Genomic DNA, 16,653 nt, shown 5'->3' on the forward strand with positions numbered 1-16,653 from the left:
TGATTACGTTTCTTGCAAGAGGATCTTTGCAAGACGAAAAATGCCTTCCTCAATGGCTTGCTCATCAATTTTAGCAAAGCCGAGTACCCATCCTTTTCGATTATTTTCTAAGCAATATTTGCTCAGTGGATAAACACGTATCCCATTTTCGAGTGCGAGGTTCGTCATTGCTTCTTCATCAAACGATTCTTCCGCCTCAAGAAGCATATGCAAACCCGTTTCAATGCCACTTAGCTTGAAACGTTCGGCTAGTCCTGTCGCCATGATTGCCTTTGTCATCGCTTCATGTCTACGTCGATAGACATTTCTGGCTCTCCTCATATGACGCATAAAATGACCGTGCTCAATAAAATGAGCAAGCGTTAATTGCTCCATAATGGGAAGATGCCGATAGGTTAATTGTTGTACTTGCGCAAGCTGACGAATAGCATCTTTGGGGCCGATAACAGCTGATATACGTATGCCAGGAGCAACCATTTTAGAAAAACTCATCATATATAATGTGTTGTGGGGTTGTTGGCTAAACAAGGTAGGAAGCGGGCCACCTCGATACCTGAACTCACCATCATAATCATCTTCTACAATCCAGAATTGATTTTTCGCGGATTTTTGCAGCAATTGTTGTTTGCGTGGCTCAGACATTATGACACCAACCGCACATTGGTGAGAAGGTGTAACAAAAATAAGCTTGGTTTGTGGATCAATCTGCTCTACTTGTACGCCATACTCATCCACGGGTACAGCAACGACATTCATACGCCGATATTTCATGGTCATCCAGGCTGCAGGAAAGCCTGGATCTTCAACAGAAACCGTTTCTCCTTCCTTTAGAAGGGCTTGAGCAATCAGATCGATGCTATGCTGCGCGCCAGAGGTTAAGATGATTTGGTCAATCTCTACATGTACCCCTCTTTCAAATGTGAGGTAACGTTGAATCTGTTCACGGAGCGGTGTGAAACCGTAGGCATCGCCATAGCCCCAATTGGTCAGATCTGTTTCTGCTGAAGCCTGTAAAAACGATTGTCGCCAAGTTTTTCGGAAATGCTCATCCAAATACGGCTCATGGGGACAAAAATCGATTGCGACGTTTCCATGTTCTTTGCCTCTAAACCAATTGTTTAATTCATCAACTGCCACGTTTAATAAAGGTAATGTTGGCGTGGATGGTCCTTGAGGAATCACCTCATCTGCCAAGTTGGTTTTAAATCCCCATTCACTTACTCTTGTTCCTCCACGCCAATTTGTCACGGTATACCCTCGACTAAATAATTCCTCATACACAATTTGTATGGTTGAGCGTGAAACACCTACTAATAAGGCGAGTTCTCGGGATGGAGGAAGTAATTCCCCTGGGGGCCATTTGCCTGTTGTAATATGATGAATAGCTTGGTCAAGTAACTGTTGCCATATGGGATTTTTATCGTCTCGGTTAACTTGTAACATTCAATTCACTTCCAGTTAGAATAGAGATTGTTAAAATATGCGAAAATTAATGGTTTTGTCCAGTCTATAATTATTATACTATCAAATCGATCATTTTATAGATATAGGATGTTTGTAGTCCACTTTCCATCATCTAATTACATGATAACATCCTTTTAAAGGCTACATCTGCAGCATGAATCGTTCTATCAATATCATGTGTGGAGTGAGCAGTCGAGATAAATATACTTTCATATTGAGAAGGAGGTAGAAGTATACCCTGTTTAAGCATTTCTTTATAAAAACGGCGAAACATCTCAGCATCTATTTTTTGAGCATCATCAAAATTTTGTAAGGGATGATCGATGAATGCGTAGCCAATCATTGTCCCAGCTTTCGTTGTTTTAAGTGGAATATGATTGTTATGCGCTACTTTTGATAAGCCTTGAATAAGCCGATCTGCTAACGCTTCGATATACGTATAACTGTTATGATTTAATTTATTGATTGTGGTATACCCTGCTACCATAGCGATTGGATTACCCGATAAGGTTCCAGCCTGATAAATACTACCTTCAGGTGCAATGTGATTCATGATTTCTTTTTTTCCACCATATGCCCCAACAGGCATCCCTCCACCAATGATCTTTCCTAAACATGTTAAGTCTGGTTTTATGTTATAAAGCCCTTGAGCAGAGTGGTAATCTATACGAAAACCAGTCATGACCTCATCGAGTATAAATAGTCCACCATACTTTGTAGTGAAAGAACGTATAGCTTGAAGAAATTCAGGGTTAGCTGGTATTCCCGCCATATTGCCTGCAAACGGTTCTACGATGACTGCTGCTATTTGTGAGCCATATTTATCAAAGATCTTTTTCAGGACTTCGATATTATTATAAGGTATGGAGATTGTATGCTTAGTGATCTCTATAGGTACACCCAGACTATCAGGAAGGCTGAAGGTAGCAATTCCTGAGCCTGCCTTTACTAATAGATGATCACTGTGCCCATGATAGTTTCCATCAAATTTCACAATGATGTCTTTGCCTGTAAAGCCTCTAGCTAGTCTAATGGCGCTCATTGTCGCTTCTGTACCCGAATTAACCATTCGAATCTTCTCTATGGAAGGTATGCGAGTACATACTAATGTTGCTAGCTTATTTTCTTGTAAAGTTGGCAATCCAAAACTTGTCCCTTTATTGATGGCTTCAAGAAGTGCTTCTGAAACCTCCTTATCTGCATGTCCATGAATTAATGGCCCCCAAGATAGAACATAATCTATATAGTGATTGCCATCAATATCATATACCTTTGAGCCTGTCCCGTGACTCATAAAAATTGGCTCCATCCCAACTGATTGAAATGCTCTCACTGGGCTATTTACCCCACCAGGCATAAGCTTTTTTGCTATTTCGAAAGCTTCTATTGATTTCGTCGTATCGATGTTAAAAACCACCTTTCGTAGTGATATTATCTTTTCTAATTTGTTGTCCCTCATTTATGCTATGCTGTTTTCTGAGCAATGGAACATTCATTAATAAATGTGCGCCCAAACCAGCTACAAGTCCCCAAAATGCACCGCCAACTCCAAGTAAAGTAACATTTGCGGCTGTTGCCAAAAAAGTAATGAGTGCTGTTTCGCGTCCAACAGGATTTGTTAAAGCATTGGCAAGGCTACTACCAATTGTGCCTAGCAACGCTAATCCCGCTAATGTTGCAATGAACGTAGCTGGGAGAATTAAAAACAATGCAGCCAATGTTACCCCAAAAATTCCGACAATTATATAAAAAATGCCACAGACAATACCTGCAATATAACGTTTTCTTGAATCCTCATGAGCGTCCTTCCCCGTACAGATGGCTGCTGTAATGGCTGCTATGTTAAAAGCATGTGATCCAAAGGGTGCTGTCAGGAGTGATCCCAATCCTGTTACAACCAAAATCGGATTGGCACTCGTTTTAAATCCATCATTTCGCAACACTAACATGCCTGGCATGTACTGTCCTGTTAAGGTAATAATAAAAAGCGGCAAAGCAACACCCAATAATGCATGTAGAGAAAATGTTGGCGTAACAAATACAGGAGACGCGAAGGCTAACTCGATATGGCTGAAATCTACCTGCCCCATACTTATTAAATAAATCAAGCCAATGACTAGAATACCGACAATTGCATAGCGAGATGTAAACCTTCTTAATACGATATACGTAGTAAACAGGACGATGACAAGTAAAGGTTCCACTTTCGCACCACCAAAGGCTGAAATACCAAATTGTAATAAAATACCTGCCAGTAGACCTGAAGCAATACCTGGAGGAATAAGTTGGACAAAACGTTCGAACATACCTGATAAACCTAACAAAACAAATGCTATTGCAGAAATAATATAAGCTCCAATGGCTTCAGCATATGGGGTAACAGCTAAAGCCGAAACAAGAAACGCCACGCCTGGTGTTGACCAAGCTGTAATAATGGGTTCACGATACCGGTAACTTAGCCAGATGCCCGTTACCCCCACACCAATGGAAATCGACCATATCCATGATGCAGTCATTTCTGGACTTAGACCGGCAACCTTGGCAGCCTGAAACACTAAGATAAAAGTGCCCCCATAGTTAACTAAGACAGATATAAAAGCAGCAATGGTGGGCGACAGGAAATCACGTACATTCAGTGAAACGGATGTTGAGTTCATACACTTCCCTACCTTTCTACAAATTATTTTAATCTCTTCTTCATACTAGAAATTCATCACGTATTCTCGTCCTTTAAGGACTGTTCCCTTGTGGAATGTCGTTTTCCTATTGTCATTAGCCCTCTTTATGTAACATGTCATTCCATAAAATTTCAATTTGCTTGATTCCAAGTAACGCCTTACTTGCCGCTATTTGATAAAATATCAATCTACCTGAACTAAACAGTAGCACTTCCCCTCCTTGCTAATAAATGAACGGTCTTAGCATAACGTAATACGGATTGATAAAAAACATCCAAAATTGCGAATTTTAGCAGTCCATAAAATTAGGTACAATAAAAAAACACTATCCTTATATTGTAGTTTTAAAAAAGAATTGAACGTTTAAAACAAAGATTGATCATTCATTTTAAAGTTTGATTAAAAATCCTGTGTTGCTATGTAGGATTTTTTTGTTCAACAAACGGGCCACTTAATTGAATAACGCCTTTGATAAGATTAATGAATTTATGTTAAAATTTAGGTTAAATTGTAAACTGATATACATAAACTAATGACACAATTTAGTGGAGGAGGGGTTATATGTATGAGTGAAATATCTTTTAATGAGTTAGAGAAGAAAGTTAAGAAGATTAAAATTGAAGGTTTTGTCATTTATAAAGGAAATACACGGATCTTTGAATATTTAAAGAATAAAAAAGTCGTAGAAAATCAGACAAAGGTTTATTCGATTACAAAGAGTATTATTTCTATATTAATTGGAATTATGGTTGATAAAGGGCTAATAAAAAATATTCATGAACCTCTTCATCGCTACTTTCCAGAAATATTAGAGCTCAATGACCCAATGAAGGAGGAAATTACACTATTTCATTTGCTAACGATGACTTCGGGGTTACAGGTAGGTAGATACCAAAGTTCAAAAAACTGGGTTAAATTCATACTAGAACAACCAGTTATACATAAACCAGGTTCAACCTTAGAATATAATAGCGGAAACTCTCATTTACTAAGCGCGATTATTCAAAAAATTTCTGGACGTTCTACCGCCTCATTTGCAGAAGAATTTTTATTCCATCCATTAGGGATAAAAAAATACATCTGGGTAAAGGACCCTCAAGGTGTTTACGAGGGTGGCTTTAGTCTTTCATTAAATTTAGAGGACATGGTGAAGTTTGGGTTTTTATTATTAAACGAAGGGCAATTTAAATCAAAACAAGTCGTTTCATCTAACTGGATCCACGAGGCAAGAAAACCATATAAACAATTTGAACCAGAAGAGGACAGAACATTTGGTTATGGTTATCAGCTATGGACTTGTGAAATTGCTAATAGTAACAACAAAATTGAATATTACTATGCAAATGGCTTATACGGGCAATATATATTTATTGTTCCGAAGCTAAATATTATGGCTGTGACAAAAAGCTATCTACAAAATGACCAGCAATCTGCACCGAGACTCTTTTTCGAAAAACTTTTACGTAGTTGGATGGATGAATGAGACATTTAAACAAATGAAAAGGGGTTTTTCTCCTCTTCCGAGAACATAAAAGTATCTTGTAAAATGGAGAAATCACTATCTTGATATTCAACAATCGGGCGCAATTTTGGAACAACATAGCTAAAAAATGTTCAAACTTTTTTATAAAAATCTCATACTTATCTATAGAGAGTAACTCCATTTTGAGCAATCTTTTTTCAAAATGGAGTTTTTGATGTTGCTATTAGATAAGGATTAAGGGATGGGATATTTTTTAATCCATCTTTATTCTAGTTTACAGTGATTTGATTTACCAATTTCTAAAACCAATACTATGTATGTGGGATTTTCTCAATATTGAACATCTCCCCTAAGGCAATTGGATTTTCTTTCGCGGTAATATGTTGAGGATCAACACGGTAAACCTGAACAGGCCCTCCGAAAACGGCTGATCGATATTTGTCCACGTGTTGCTGGGATAAGGGGCGATTATAGTAACCAGGTACATATTTATTTATCATTTCTTGCAACATGTGTGTCGCTTCATTTAAATCGGAAATAGGCTGAGCCTTGCCAAAAACCATGACACTCATATAAGCTGTGTCTGTCTTTGCAGGTACGGGATTGGTAATGGTTCCATATTCATCACAAACCGTAAAGCAAATCTGTGGATTCTCTTCCATCACTTGATTTCGTCTCCCACCAGTGGCTCCATGGAAATAGAGCACTCCATTTATCCACACAAAATTAAGGGGGACAACATACGGCAAATGACCATCAACCATACCCAAATGCCCAATGCGAGCTTGCTGCAAAAATGCCTCAATTTTGTTTTTGTCCAACACTTCTCTTACTTTATAACGTACCTTATCCATTGTTATCACTCCTACTTGTAGTATGATGTGATTTTATCAACCTTTGGATTGAATAAAAACGTCCATAACTATAGCAATTAAGCACTCCATTTCCCAGCTTGAACCAAAGACAAAACCATCGTTTGAACAAATAATGCTCAAACGATGGTTCTATTGTTTAGGAGGTAGGTAATTATAAGCTTATTGACTGACTAACTTTGCTATATTTACCTTCAAAGAACGCAAGTGTTGAGCCATCGCTCATCTCAATATTGGACTACAGCTATCCTATAAAAGGAGAAGCCTCTTATTATATTTTGAGGTTTGCTGTTATTACGTACTTTTCTTGTTAAAATACAACATACAGGCTATTTAATTTTTACGATAATCTTTCCCTTTGCTCTACCTGACTCCGCATATTCCATCGCCTTTTGAGCATCTTCAAATAAAAAAGTTCTATCAATGACTGGTTTAATTTTACCAGATTCAATTAAATCGGCGATTATGCGTAATTGATCGCCACTTGGTTTCATAAATAAGAAGGAATATTGAGCATGATATTTCTTTTCAAGTGAGGTCAGTTTATGACTTGCTGCTGAAAATAATAATGTTTTGAAAAATCCTGAACCATATTCTTTGGCGAAACGAGCATTCGGCGTGCCTGATACGGAGACAATTTTTCCACCATCCTTGATAATCTCAAAAGATTTTTCTAAGGTCTTTCCTCCAAGCGTATCAAAGACTGCATCATAATTTTTCAGTATAGCTTCAAAGTTTTCTTTCTTATAATTAATCACTTTATCTGCACCCATAGATGTAACTAAGTTTACACCAGCTTCGCTAGCCGTTGTTGCCACTGAGGCGCCCATTACTTTTGCTAGTTGTATAGCAAAGGTACCTACCCCACCAGAGCCAGCATGAATTAAAATCTTTTGTCCTTTTTGTAATTGCATGATATCATGTAAAGCTTGGTATGACGTTAAGGCAACCAGTGGGATTGATGCAGCTTCCTCAAAGCTCAAATTTTTAGGTTTTAGGGCTATGTCATCTTCATGAATCGAGATATATTCCGCAAAAGTACCAATTTTACTCTTCCTTGGACGTGCATAAATTGCATCTCCTACTTTAAAACGCGTCACTTTTTTGCCAACTATTACGACGACCCCTGAAAAATCATTTCCAAGGATCAGTGGCATTTTATAGTGGATTAACAGCTTCACTTTCCCGTCACGGATTTTAAAATCAATCGGATTAATACTTGCTGCATGGATTTCAGCAAGTACCTCATATTCATTTATTTCAGGTGTAGGCACTTCTGCCAAGCGCATTGGGGCTTTGCCATATTGATCTATCACCATTGCTTTCATCGTTCATTCCTCCAGATAACCTATTATATTGTCAATAAAATTCCGTTAACAACGTTTCAATATCCAAAACAAGATTTTTTAACGAACCTAGTTTTGTCCGTAGATCTATATAGTAGAAGTTTTTTGTACCTTCTTTGCGCATTAAAATAACACCCGCATCTCGCAAAATCTTAAGATGATGAGACACAGCTGGTCGAGAAAGATGTGTTTGTTCTGTGATTTCACCTACACGCAATCCCGTTTGACAATCTGTGCTCATTAATACCATTAAAATAGCTTGTCTGGTTTCATCACCAATTGCTAATAGTACCTTTTGAGAATTTATAAAGTCGTCCTTAATCAAGTTAAGCTGGTCCTGTTTATTCATTAAAATCCCTCCTCTTACTAATCAGTTGAATAGTTTAAGTTAATGAACCATTGCTGCATATAACGATATAATATTGCCGTATTCGCTGCAATATTGGGAAAGTAAATCGAGACGAATGATTTCTAAAGGCGTACATCTTACTTTCCCCTCCTTCCATAAAAAAACACAGAAGTCACATGGACTTCTGTGTTATTTGCTCTCCTTAATAAGAGCCTTCATATCTCCAACGATTGTTTCAACTGGTACGTTTGTCGCGCCATCATAGTCTTTTACAACAGTGCCGTCTGCGTTTACTAAATAATAGCTCGACATATGTATGACTTGGTCTGAGTTAGGATCGTTTTTAACTAATGAATTAAATGATTTACGTGCAAATTGTTCAATGAATTTTTGTTGATAGCCAGTTAGTAGCTGCCATTTGCTTTCATCTACAACATTATACGTATTTAAGTAATTTGTTAAAACATCAGGCTTATCCACTTCTGGATCCACGCTAAATGCCACAATTTGATAATCTTCAAGGCCTTCATCCTGTAGTGCTTGTTGAACTTCTGTCATATTAAATGTCATGGGTGGACAGATTGTCGTACAGTTTGTAAAAATAAACATGGCTAGCCAAGGCTTACCTTTAAGATCATCTAGGGTCACTTGTTCATTTTTTTGATTCGTTACTGTGAAATCTTGAACCTCGAGATTTAATGTTGGTTCAAACTTGTAACTACCGCAAGCAGCTAGAATGCTACTAAATGCTAGAACTAAAACTAGCAATATACTTTTCTTTGTCATTAGTGGTGCCCACTTCCCTTCATTTCATCACCTTATTTTATTCATTATAGAAGCTAAACACAAGATAATGGACTTACACCCAGATGGCTATTTGTATAACATGTGAACATTAACTGATTCTGGAATTCCACCTCACTAATTCTTCCAAATGACACATCCTTTTTAAAAATTTTTTCATAGCTTTTTTTTATCATTTTCGTTATTTCCCAAAATCTCAGATAATTGTTATATAACAAATTATTTCTACTAAACCAGCTCCCCTGGAATTTAATAGCAGAATAATAAAATACAGAAAATTCTCTTTTATGTTTGTATTTTCTCCTACATTCATTTTTATCAACAACAAACTATTTTAACAATATTATTTCATCAGAAAACCGCATGCTCTTTTAAACGTAATTTTTCTAATAAATCCTTATTATTTCTATGTTATTTCCTCAAAACAAAAGTAACTAAAAATTATAAAAACTCAAAATTTAGTATTGCATTATAGGATTCTCCCCCATAAAATAAGTGAATATAACGACGAACGAAAAAGAAATATGTCGTTTAAAACAGAAATATATAACTTTAGGGGGAATAATAATGGCGAATGTTTCAAGCAAAAAACAGGCCCAATCAATTGATTATCATGCAATTGAAGCAATGGAATCATTTAATAGCTTTGTAAAAAAGAAAAATACCTTTCTTTTCTCGATTACAGCAGTGTTTTTAATTCTTTATATCCTGCTTCCGATTCTTGCTTTCCAGCCTGTACTACAACAAAAATTCTTCGGAAATATTACGGGTGTATGGGTTTATTCTGCAGGATTATTTATCATGACCATTGTGCTTTGTACAGTATATGTAAAAAAAGCTGCTTCATTCGATAAAGCTGCAGCTGCTGTTCTTGCAGAGTACCAGGCGAAAGGTGGAAAATAAATGAATATCGTATCTATAGGTTTCTTTTTAGCTATTGTTGGCTTAACACTTGTTGTTACCTATATTGCAGCAAAGCGTACATCTTCTGCGGCTGATTTTTACACTGCTGGTGGTGGTTTAAAGGGGTGGCAAAACGGCTTTGCGATTGCTGGTGACTATTTATCTGCGGCAGCCTTTCTTGGGGTGTCTGGTGCAATTGCCTTAACTGGCTTTGATGGTTTCTTCTTCTCTGTAGGCTATGTAGTAGCGAATTTAGTGCTGCTTTATGTTATTGCTGAGCCAATGCGAAACTTAGGCCGCTACACGTTAGCAGATATGTTAACGGCTCGTTTTAATGAAAAGCGAATTCGTGGTGTGGCAGCGTCAGGGACCATTATTATCGTAATTCTTTATATGATTGCACAGCTAGTTGGTGCTGGTGCATTGATTAAGCTATTATTCGGTATTGAGTATTGGATTGCCGTTTTAATTGTCGGTGTTATGATGACAACTTATGTATTGTTTGGTGGTATGACAGCGACTTCTTGGGTGCAAATCATTAAAGCAAGTCTTTTATTATTCGGAACAGGTTTATTAGCGGTCTTAGTGTTAATGAAATTTGACTTCTCTCTTATGAAGATGTTCGACACAATTGCAGTAGATCATGGCGAAAAGTTCCTTGTACCTGGAATTAAGTATACAAGCACAATCGACTCCGTTTCGATGATGATGGCTTTAGTTTTAGGAACATCTGGTTTACCACATATTTTAATGCGTTTCTTTACAGTAAAGGATGCAAAGACAGCACGTGCCTCTATTTCTTGGACAACTTGGATTACAGCTATTTTCTTTTCATTAACAATTTTCTTAGGGTTCGGTGCATTAAACTTTGTAGGTTTAGATCAAATTCTTGCTGAAAGTAAGGCTGGTAATACAGCTGCTCCACTTCTTGCGCATTACTTAGGTGGAGATGTATTGATGGCATTTATCGGCGCAGTGGCATTTGCGACTATTTTAGCCGTTGTTTCTGGTTTAGTACTAACAGGGGCTTCAGCCATTTCTCATGATATTTATGGAGAAATCATTAAGGGCGGTAAATTAACAGAGAAGCAACAGGTAGTCGCAGCGCGTACAGGCTCTATCTCGATTGCGATCGTGTCTATTATTCTTGCTCTGTTTGCACAAAACTTAAACGTTTCATTCCTAGTGTCATTCGCCTTTTGTATCGGCGCATCAGCAAACCTACCTGTAATCCTTTATACAATCTATTGGAAGAAATTTAATTCTACAGGTGCTGTAACTGCAATGGTAACGGGGTTAGTATCATGTTTAATTTTAGGAGCAATGGGACCCAATGTGTGGAGCCCAGTTGAAGGTGCGGCTATCTTTGTTGGACAACCACTTGTGCCACTTGCTGTTCCAGCGATTATTACGATTCCATTAGGCTTTATTGCTGGGTACTTAGGTACTGTCCTTTCATCTAACAAAGTGCCACAGGAAGAAGCAGAACGTATTTATAAAGAAATTCGTGTGAAAGCAAATACAGGCGTGTCTGTCTCTGATATTTCACATTAATATTTATACACCTCCTGCATAATGAACCTCAATTCAAAAAATGCAAAAAAATAGGCAAAAAATTCGATTTTTGGTCGAGTTTTTCGCCTTTTTTGTTATTCAATATCTACCAATTTATTTATCGAACAATATTATTTTACTTCCAAAAAACAGAAAAAATCCAATTTTCACTAGGTAAATAGTGTTTAATTTTAATTGAAAAAACAAGATTTTTTTGTAAATTTACCCTTCGTTTTTTGTCAAGAATCTAGATTTCTCTTCACTTCATTTATTTATCTGAATTTTCTAAAACCCTTTATATTCTTGGCTTTGCGCCATTTTTTCTCTCTTAGGAGTATTTTCTAAAAAATTTTTTTTACATAATTTTTCTGAAATGTATTGCAATTTTGTGAACTGTTTCATAAAATGAAAATGTGAATTCACTAAACTAGCAAAATCAAGTCTTGAGGTAGAAAAAATATACACAAAATGGGGAATGTTAATGGCGAACAATCAAGCAAAAAAAGGTATCGTGATTGACTATGATTCAATTGCAAATCAAGAATCATTTAAGTCACTTGTACGAAGAAAGAACTCTTTTCTTTGGTCTATGACTGCCATATTTTTATCGGCATACATGTTGTTACCAATTCTGACATCGTACACGACAATTCTACACCAAAAGGCATTTGGGGAAATTACTTGGGTGTGGATCTATGCAGCAGGACTTTTCATCATGACATGGGGGTTATGTCATTTATATGTAGCAAAGGCAAATAGCTTCGATAGAGAAGCAAAAGCCATAATCGCTGAATACGAGAACGGAGGTGGCCGCCGATGAGTAACGGAATGAGTTTTACAGCCATATTCTTCTTCGTAGCCATTGTTGGTTTAACATTAGTTATTACATGGTGGGCATCAAAACGTACATCTTCAGCAAGTGATTTCTACACTGCTGGTGGTGGCTTAACAGGCTGGCAAAATGGACTAGCTATCGCTGGTGACTATTTATCAGCAGCATCCTTCTTGGGTATCGCTGGTGCTGTAGCATTATTTGGATTCGATGGATTCTTCTTCTCTATTGGTTATTTAGTAGCTTACTTAGTGGTATTATATATCGTTGCTGAGCCATTACGTAACCTTGGGAAATTTACATTAGCTGACATGATTACAGCGCGTTTTGATAACGCCAAAGTTCGTGGAACAGCTGCTTTAAGCACTATTACAATTGTTTTATTCTACATGATTGCACAACTAGTTGGTGCAGGAGCACTTATTCAATTACTTTTAGGAATCGACTATTGGATCGCCGTATTAATCGTAGGATTCATGATGACAACTTACGTACTATTCGGTGGTATGACAGCAACATCTTGGGTACAAATTATTAAAGCTTGTCTTTTAATGTTGGGTACAGTTATTATTTCGTTCTTAGTATTAAAAGAGTTCGGCTTCAGTATCTCTACAATGTTTAAAGAAATGACAACGGTTACTGACAGTGGAGCTGCTTATTTAAACCCAGGTCTTAAATATACAAATGGACTTGATACAATCTCTATGTTAATTGCGTTAGTATTAGGTACTGCGGGTCTTCCACATATCTTAATGCGTTTCTTCACAGTAAAAGACGCAAAAACAGCTCGTTCATCTGTTATTTGGGCTACTTGGATCGTAGGTATCTTCTACGTTCTAACAATTTTCTTAGGCTTCGGTGCAGCAGCATTCGTTGGGAAAGAAGATATTATCGCAGCAAACGCTGCTGGTAACATGGCTGCCCCACTTCTTGCAGAAGCACTTGGTGGCGACATTCTATTCTCATTCGTTTGTGCAGTAGCATTCGCAACAATTTTAGCGGTAGTAGCAGGTCTTGTACTTTCTGGTGCATCTGCCCTATCTCATGATATTTATGGACAAATTATCAAAAAGGGTAAAATTACAGAAAAAGAGCAAGTTCTTGCAGCTCGTATCGGTTCGATTACAATCGCTGTTATTTCTATCCTATTAGCACTTGGTGCACAAACACTAAACGTTGCATTTTTAGTATCTTTAGCATTCTGTATCGCAGGATCTGCTAACCTTCCAGTTATCATCTACACAATTTATTGGAAACGCTTTAATACAGCGGGTGCTGTTACTGCGATGTTAACAGGTTTAATCTCTGCGTTAGTATTAGTTGCTATGTCTCCAAACGTTTGGAATCCAGTTGAAGGTAAGGCAATTTTCGTTGGTGATCCTTTAATTATGTTAACGAACCCAGCCTTAATCTCTGTACCACTTGGTTTCCTTGGTGGTTTCATCGGCACATTACTTTCTAAAGAAACAGATGATGCGAAGTATCGTGAAGTTGACGTTAAAGCAAACACAGGTATTTCTGTACAGGACGTATCTCACTAATACACTCGACAGCCTCGTAAGTATCTTGCTTACGAGGTTTTACTTTTTCTTCCCTATTCGCTACTATAGAATTAAAAATGAATTGGAGGCGATGCTCATGTCACAATCTAAAGCTAAAAAGAAGCGGATGCACATTAAACGCACAGTTGGTAAAGATGTTGAAAAAAATCGACAATCTATCTCTTTTAGTACACATGAACGTCTAACGAAAACAAAAAACGAAAAATTAGAGCATGATTATACGAAATATAAAAAGCAGTATAAGGACGAATAACTCGTACCCTATACTGCTTTTTCTTATTAAAGCCGATAAAATGTTTTCGTGTTTTGCGTAATAATTTTGGCCACTTCCTGTGTTGATAGCCCTTTGATGGAGGCAATCACCTCAATCGTTGAGTGCATCATCCAGGGAGATGTACGCTTCTTCGTAAACGGTCCCTCAAACGGCCAAGGACCATCCGTTTCTACCATCATCAAATCAATCGGATAATCATAAATTAGCTGTTGAATTTCCTCTTCGTACAAGCAATCTGGCGTAATGGAAATAAAATAACCACACTCTATCATGCGCTTCACAATAGCTTCATCCCCTTTAAACCAATGAAAATGGACTTCGTGAAGCTGATGCTTTTCCAGCAAATCACACACAATATGGGCGTCCTCATATACTGCGTGTAACACAATTGGCTTGTCCAGCTCCTTCGCCAATACAACAAAACGCTCTAATAGCGCCACATAGGGACGTTCATCAATCGCTTGCTCTTGTCTTAAATAATAAGGTAGACCCACCTCACCAATAGCAACCATGTCATCCTGATGCGAACGAATCCAATCGAATAAAACCGCCTCATCATTTGGACTTAGTAAAGGCTGTTCAGGATGAAAGCCAAAAGCAGCCTTTACTTGCTGATAGCTATTCGATAAACGCAACGTTCTTTCACAAGAGGCAAGTTGCATACTAACCGCGATTACAGCTTTCACTTCTTCTAATAAGGAAGGAATTTCCTCATCGGTGTACTGATCCAAATGAATATGCGCATCAATCAACATACATATCACCCTTTTCCTCCTGTAAATACATAAACAATTGTTGCTTTAACGCTGTGAATGCTGCAGAATGTCGAATTTCCTCTTTCCGAGGTCTTTCAAACGGCACGATGATTTCCTTTTTAACGGTAGCAGGACGTTTGGTTAAAACAAGTATGCGATCTGCTAAAAAGAGAGCTTCCTCAATACTATGTGTAACAAATAGAATGGATTTGCGGTACTCCTCCCAGATAGATAAAAGCCATGCTTGCATTTCCAGTCGAGTAAATTCATCCAACGCAGAAAATGGTTCGTCTAAGCATAAAATCGGCTTATCACTGACCATTGCTCGAATAAAGGACACACGCTGCTGCATGCCTCCAGACAGTTCGTTCGGGTAGGCATGGATAAAAGAGGCAAGACCAACCTTTTCTAACCATTCCTTGGCACGTTCAACATTTGATTTATGTTGTAATTCCTCTACAAGCGTGACATTTTCTACTATTGTACGCCAGGGTAATAGACATGGCTGCTGTGGCATATAGCCAATCGTTCCTTTTTTTTGTTGGATATCCTCTCCATTCAATAAAATGGCTCCTTGATCAATTGGCGAAACACCACCAATTAATTGAAAAAGTGTACTTTTACCACTGCCTGAAGGACCCACGATGGCCACAAACTCTCCATCCTTGACGTCAAAAGAAAGTTGATCAAGGACTTTGAGCGCATCGAAGGATTTAGCGATGTTTTGAATGCTGAGCATGATAGCCTCTTCCCTTCACCATGAATTTTTCAAGTAAACGAATACCACTAAACAATAGTAAGCTCAAGAGAACAATCGCAAAAATTGCCACAAATACACGATCCGTACGGAAGGAGGACTGGGCTAGGGTCATGTAAACACCAATACCCTTTTTTGCACCAAGCCACTCCGCAATCACAGCCCCCATCACACTATATGTAGCCGCAATTTTAATGCCTGAAAAAATAGCAGGATAGGCATAAGGCCATTCCAGCTTCCAAAAGGTTTGTGCCCTTGTAGCACCAACCATGGCAAAATAATGCTTTAATTCTGGAGCTGTTTGTCTAAATCCATCCATCGCTGCAATGACAATCGGGAAAAAGCACACAAGACAGATAATGATAAGCTTCGGTAATAGGCCAAAGCCAAACCAAATAATAAGGAGCGGTGCCAAGACTAGAATAGGAACATTCTGCGACATAATAAGAATTGGATAAAACAGTTCTCGAATAAATGTAAATCGATGCAACACTATTGCCACCGTTAGCCCACAAGCGATGCCAATGGCTAATCCTAGTAGAGCTAATTGTACTGTAGCGAATGCATGTGGTAGAAAGGTTTGATACGACTGGATGGCTTCTGACAAAATACTACTTGGTGTGGGTACTAACCAATGAGGAACTTCAGCAAACCGCACGATTAGTTCCCATATGAATAAGAGGAAGGCGATAAAAATTATCGTCCTTCCCTTCTGTAATGCACGTTTCATTACTGATATTTCTCCGTTAATGTCTCCATCGTAATACCCGTTGGCTGATATAAAATTTTCACTTGTGTAATGACATTAATGGCACCAAGCTCGATCATCTTCTCATTCATTTTTTCAATGATTTGGAGCAATGTTGAAAGCTCACCCTCCATCGTTGTTTCCAATGGATGTACCTCATATTTCACTCCAGAAGCATCGATTACCGCAATTGCTGCATCGACATATGGTATAACATCTTCATATTTCTCTGTCTTCGGAATGATTTGTACACTGATTAATGAATTTGCCAT

17 protein-coding genes are annotated in these 16,653 nt (G+C 37.9%); 6 read left to right on the forward strand and 11 right to left on the reverse strand.

The features are described from left to right. Positions 1–3 precede the first annotated feature (3 nt). From L6W14_RS11375 to L6W14_RS11385, 3 genes are all read right to left on the reverse strand, one after another. On the reverse strand, positions 4–1,443 hold the full coding sequence (locus L6W14_RS11375; RefSeq protein WP_237898001.1) for a MocR-like pyridoxine biosynthesis transcription factor PdxR: 1,440 nt from the start codon (positions 1,441–1,443) through the stop codon (positions 4–6). A gap of 133 nt (positions 1,444–1,576) precedes the next feature. Next, positions 1,577–2,869: a glutamate-1-semialdehyde 2,1-aminomutase gene (hemL, locus tag L6W14_RS11380; RefSeq protein ID WP_237900973.1), complete on the reverse strand. Its 1,293-nt coding sequence runs from the start codon at positions 2,867–2,869 to the stop codon at positions 1,577–1,579. 1 nt (position 2,870) lies between these two features. Then, entirely contained in the window at positions 2,871–4,121 is a 1,251-nt protein-coding gene (locus L6W14_RS11385; RefSeq protein ID WP_237898002.1) for a benzoate/H(+) symporter BenE family transporter, read from the reverse strand. A gap of 586 nt (positions 4,122–4,707) precedes the next feature. On the opposite strand from L6W14_RS11385, the gene L6W14_RS11390 reads away from it, so the two are divergent. Continuing rightward, on the forward strand, positions 4,708–5,625 hold the full coding sequence (locus L6W14_RS11390) for a serine hydrolase domain-containing protein (RefSeq protein ID WP_193767324.1): 918 nt from the start codon (positions 4,708–4,710) through the stop codon (positions 5,623–5,625). Between the two features lie 311 nt (positions 5,626–5,936). On the opposite strand, the gene L6W14_RS11395 is transcribed toward L6W14_RS11390, so the two are convergent. The 4 genes from L6W14_RS11395 to L6W14_RS11410 all read right to left on the reverse strand — a co-directional run bounded on the left by L6W14_RS11395 (position 5,937) and on the right by L6W14_RS11410 (position 8,978). Further along, positions 5,937–6,479, reverse strand: a complete 543-nt coding sequence (locus L6W14_RS11395; protein WP_237898003.1) for a pyridoxamine 5'-phosphate oxidase family protein — start codon at positions 6,477–6,479, stop codon at positions 5,937–5,939. 347 nt (positions 6,480–6,826) lie between these two features. Next, on the reverse strand, positions 6,827–7,825 hold the full coding sequence (locus L6W14_RS11400) for an NADP-dependent oxidoreductase (RefSeq protein ID WP_237898004.1): 999 nt from the start codon (positions 7,823–7,825) through the stop codon (positions 6,827–6,829). Positions 7,826–7,856: 31 nt separating this feature from the next. Next, positions 7,857–8,192, reverse strand: a complete 336-nt coding sequence (locus L6W14_RS11405) for an ArsR/SmtB family transcription factor (protein ID WP_237898005.1) — start codon at positions 8,190–8,192, stop codon at positions 7,857–7,859. A 189-nt stretch (positions 8,193–8,381) separates the two neighbouring features. Then, complete coding sequence (locus L6W14_RS11410) at positions 8,382–8,978, reverse strand: SCO family protein (RefSeq protein WP_004227948.1); 597 nt, start codon at positions 8,976–8,978, stop codon at positions 8,382–8,384. 585 nt (positions 8,979–9,563) lie between these two features. Between L6W14_RS11410 and L6W14_RS11415 the strand changes: the two genes are divergently transcribed. The 5 genes from L6W14_RS11415 (at position 9,564) to L6W14_RS11435 (ending at position 14,100) form a co-directional block, all read left to right on the forward strand. Then, positions 9,564–9,899: a DUF485 domain-containing protein gene (locus L6W14_RS11415; protein ID WP_004227946.1), complete on the forward strand. Its 336-nt coding sequence runs from the start codon at positions 9,564–9,566 to the stop codon at positions 9,897–9,899. Then, the gene (locus L6W14_RS11420; RefSeq protein WP_004227944.1) at positions 9,900–11,453 is read left to right on the forward strand and encodes a solute symporter family protein; all 1,554 of its coding nucleotides are present in this window, start codon (positions 9,900–9,902) and stop codon (positions 11,451–11,453) included. A 481-nt stretch (positions 11,454–11,934) separates the two neighbouring features. Continuing rightward, entirely contained in the window at positions 11,935–12,273 is a 339-nt protein-coding gene (locus tag L6W14_RS11425) for a DUF485 domain-containing protein (RefSeq protein WP_048393058.1), read from the forward strand. A gap of 8 nt (positions 12,274–12,281) precedes the next feature. Further along, positions 12,282–13,826: a solute symporter family protein gene (locus L6W14_RS11430; protein ID WP_036079363.1), complete on the forward strand. Its 1,545-nt coding sequence runs from the start codon at positions 12,282–12,284 to the stop codon at positions 13,824–13,826. 97 nt (positions 13,827–13,923) lie between these two features. Next, the gene (locus L6W14_RS11435; protein WP_004227938.1) at positions 13,924–14,100 is read left to right on the forward strand and encodes a hypothetical protein; all 177 of its coding nucleotides are present in this window, start codon (positions 13,924–13,926) and stop codon (positions 14,098–14,100) included. A gap of 26 nt (positions 14,101–14,126) precedes the next feature. On the opposite strand, the gene L6W14_RS11440 is transcribed toward L6W14_RS11435, so the two are convergent. The 4 genes from L6W14_RS11440 to L6W14_RS11455 are packed head-to-tail and all read right to left on the reverse strand — an operon-like array spanning position 14,127 to position 16,653. Beyond that, positions 14,127–14,876 carry a TatD family hydrolase gene (locus L6W14_RS11440; RefSeq protein ID WP_237900975.1) on the reverse strand — a complete coding sequence of 250 codons (750 nt, stop codon included), beginning with the start codon at positions 14,874–14,876 and terminating at the stop codon, positions 14,127–14,129. Then, complete coding sequence (locus L6W14_RS11445; protein ID WP_054550230.1) at positions 14,866–15,615, reverse strand: ABC transporter ATP-binding protein; 750 nt, start codon at positions 15,613–15,615, stop codon at positions 14,866–14,868. Before L6W14_RS11445 ends, L6W14_RS11440 begins: the two co-directional genes overlap by 11 nt. Further along, positions 15,590–16,363 (reverse strand): ABC transporter permease, encoded by a 774-nt coding sequence (locus L6W14_RS11450; RefSeq protein WP_131520155.1) that lies wholly within the window; start codon positions 16,361–16,363, stop codon positions 15,590–15,592. The genes L6W14_RS11445 and L6W14_RS11450 overlap by 26 nt, the downstream gene beginning before the upstream one ends. Further along, positions 16,363–16,653 (reverse strand): thiamine-binding protein, encoded by a 291-nt coding sequence (locus L6W14_RS11455; protein WP_237898006.1) that lies wholly within the window; start codon positions 16,651–16,653, stop codon positions 16,363–16,365. Before L6W14_RS11455 ends, L6W14_RS11450 begins: the two co-directional genes overlap by 1 nt.

The sequence above is a fragment of the Lysinibacillus sp. ACHW1.5 genome (assembly GCF_022014815.1).
Taxonomy (GTDB): Bacteria; Bacillota; Bacilli; order Bacillales_A; family Planococcaceae; genus Lysinibacillus; species Lysinibacillus capsici.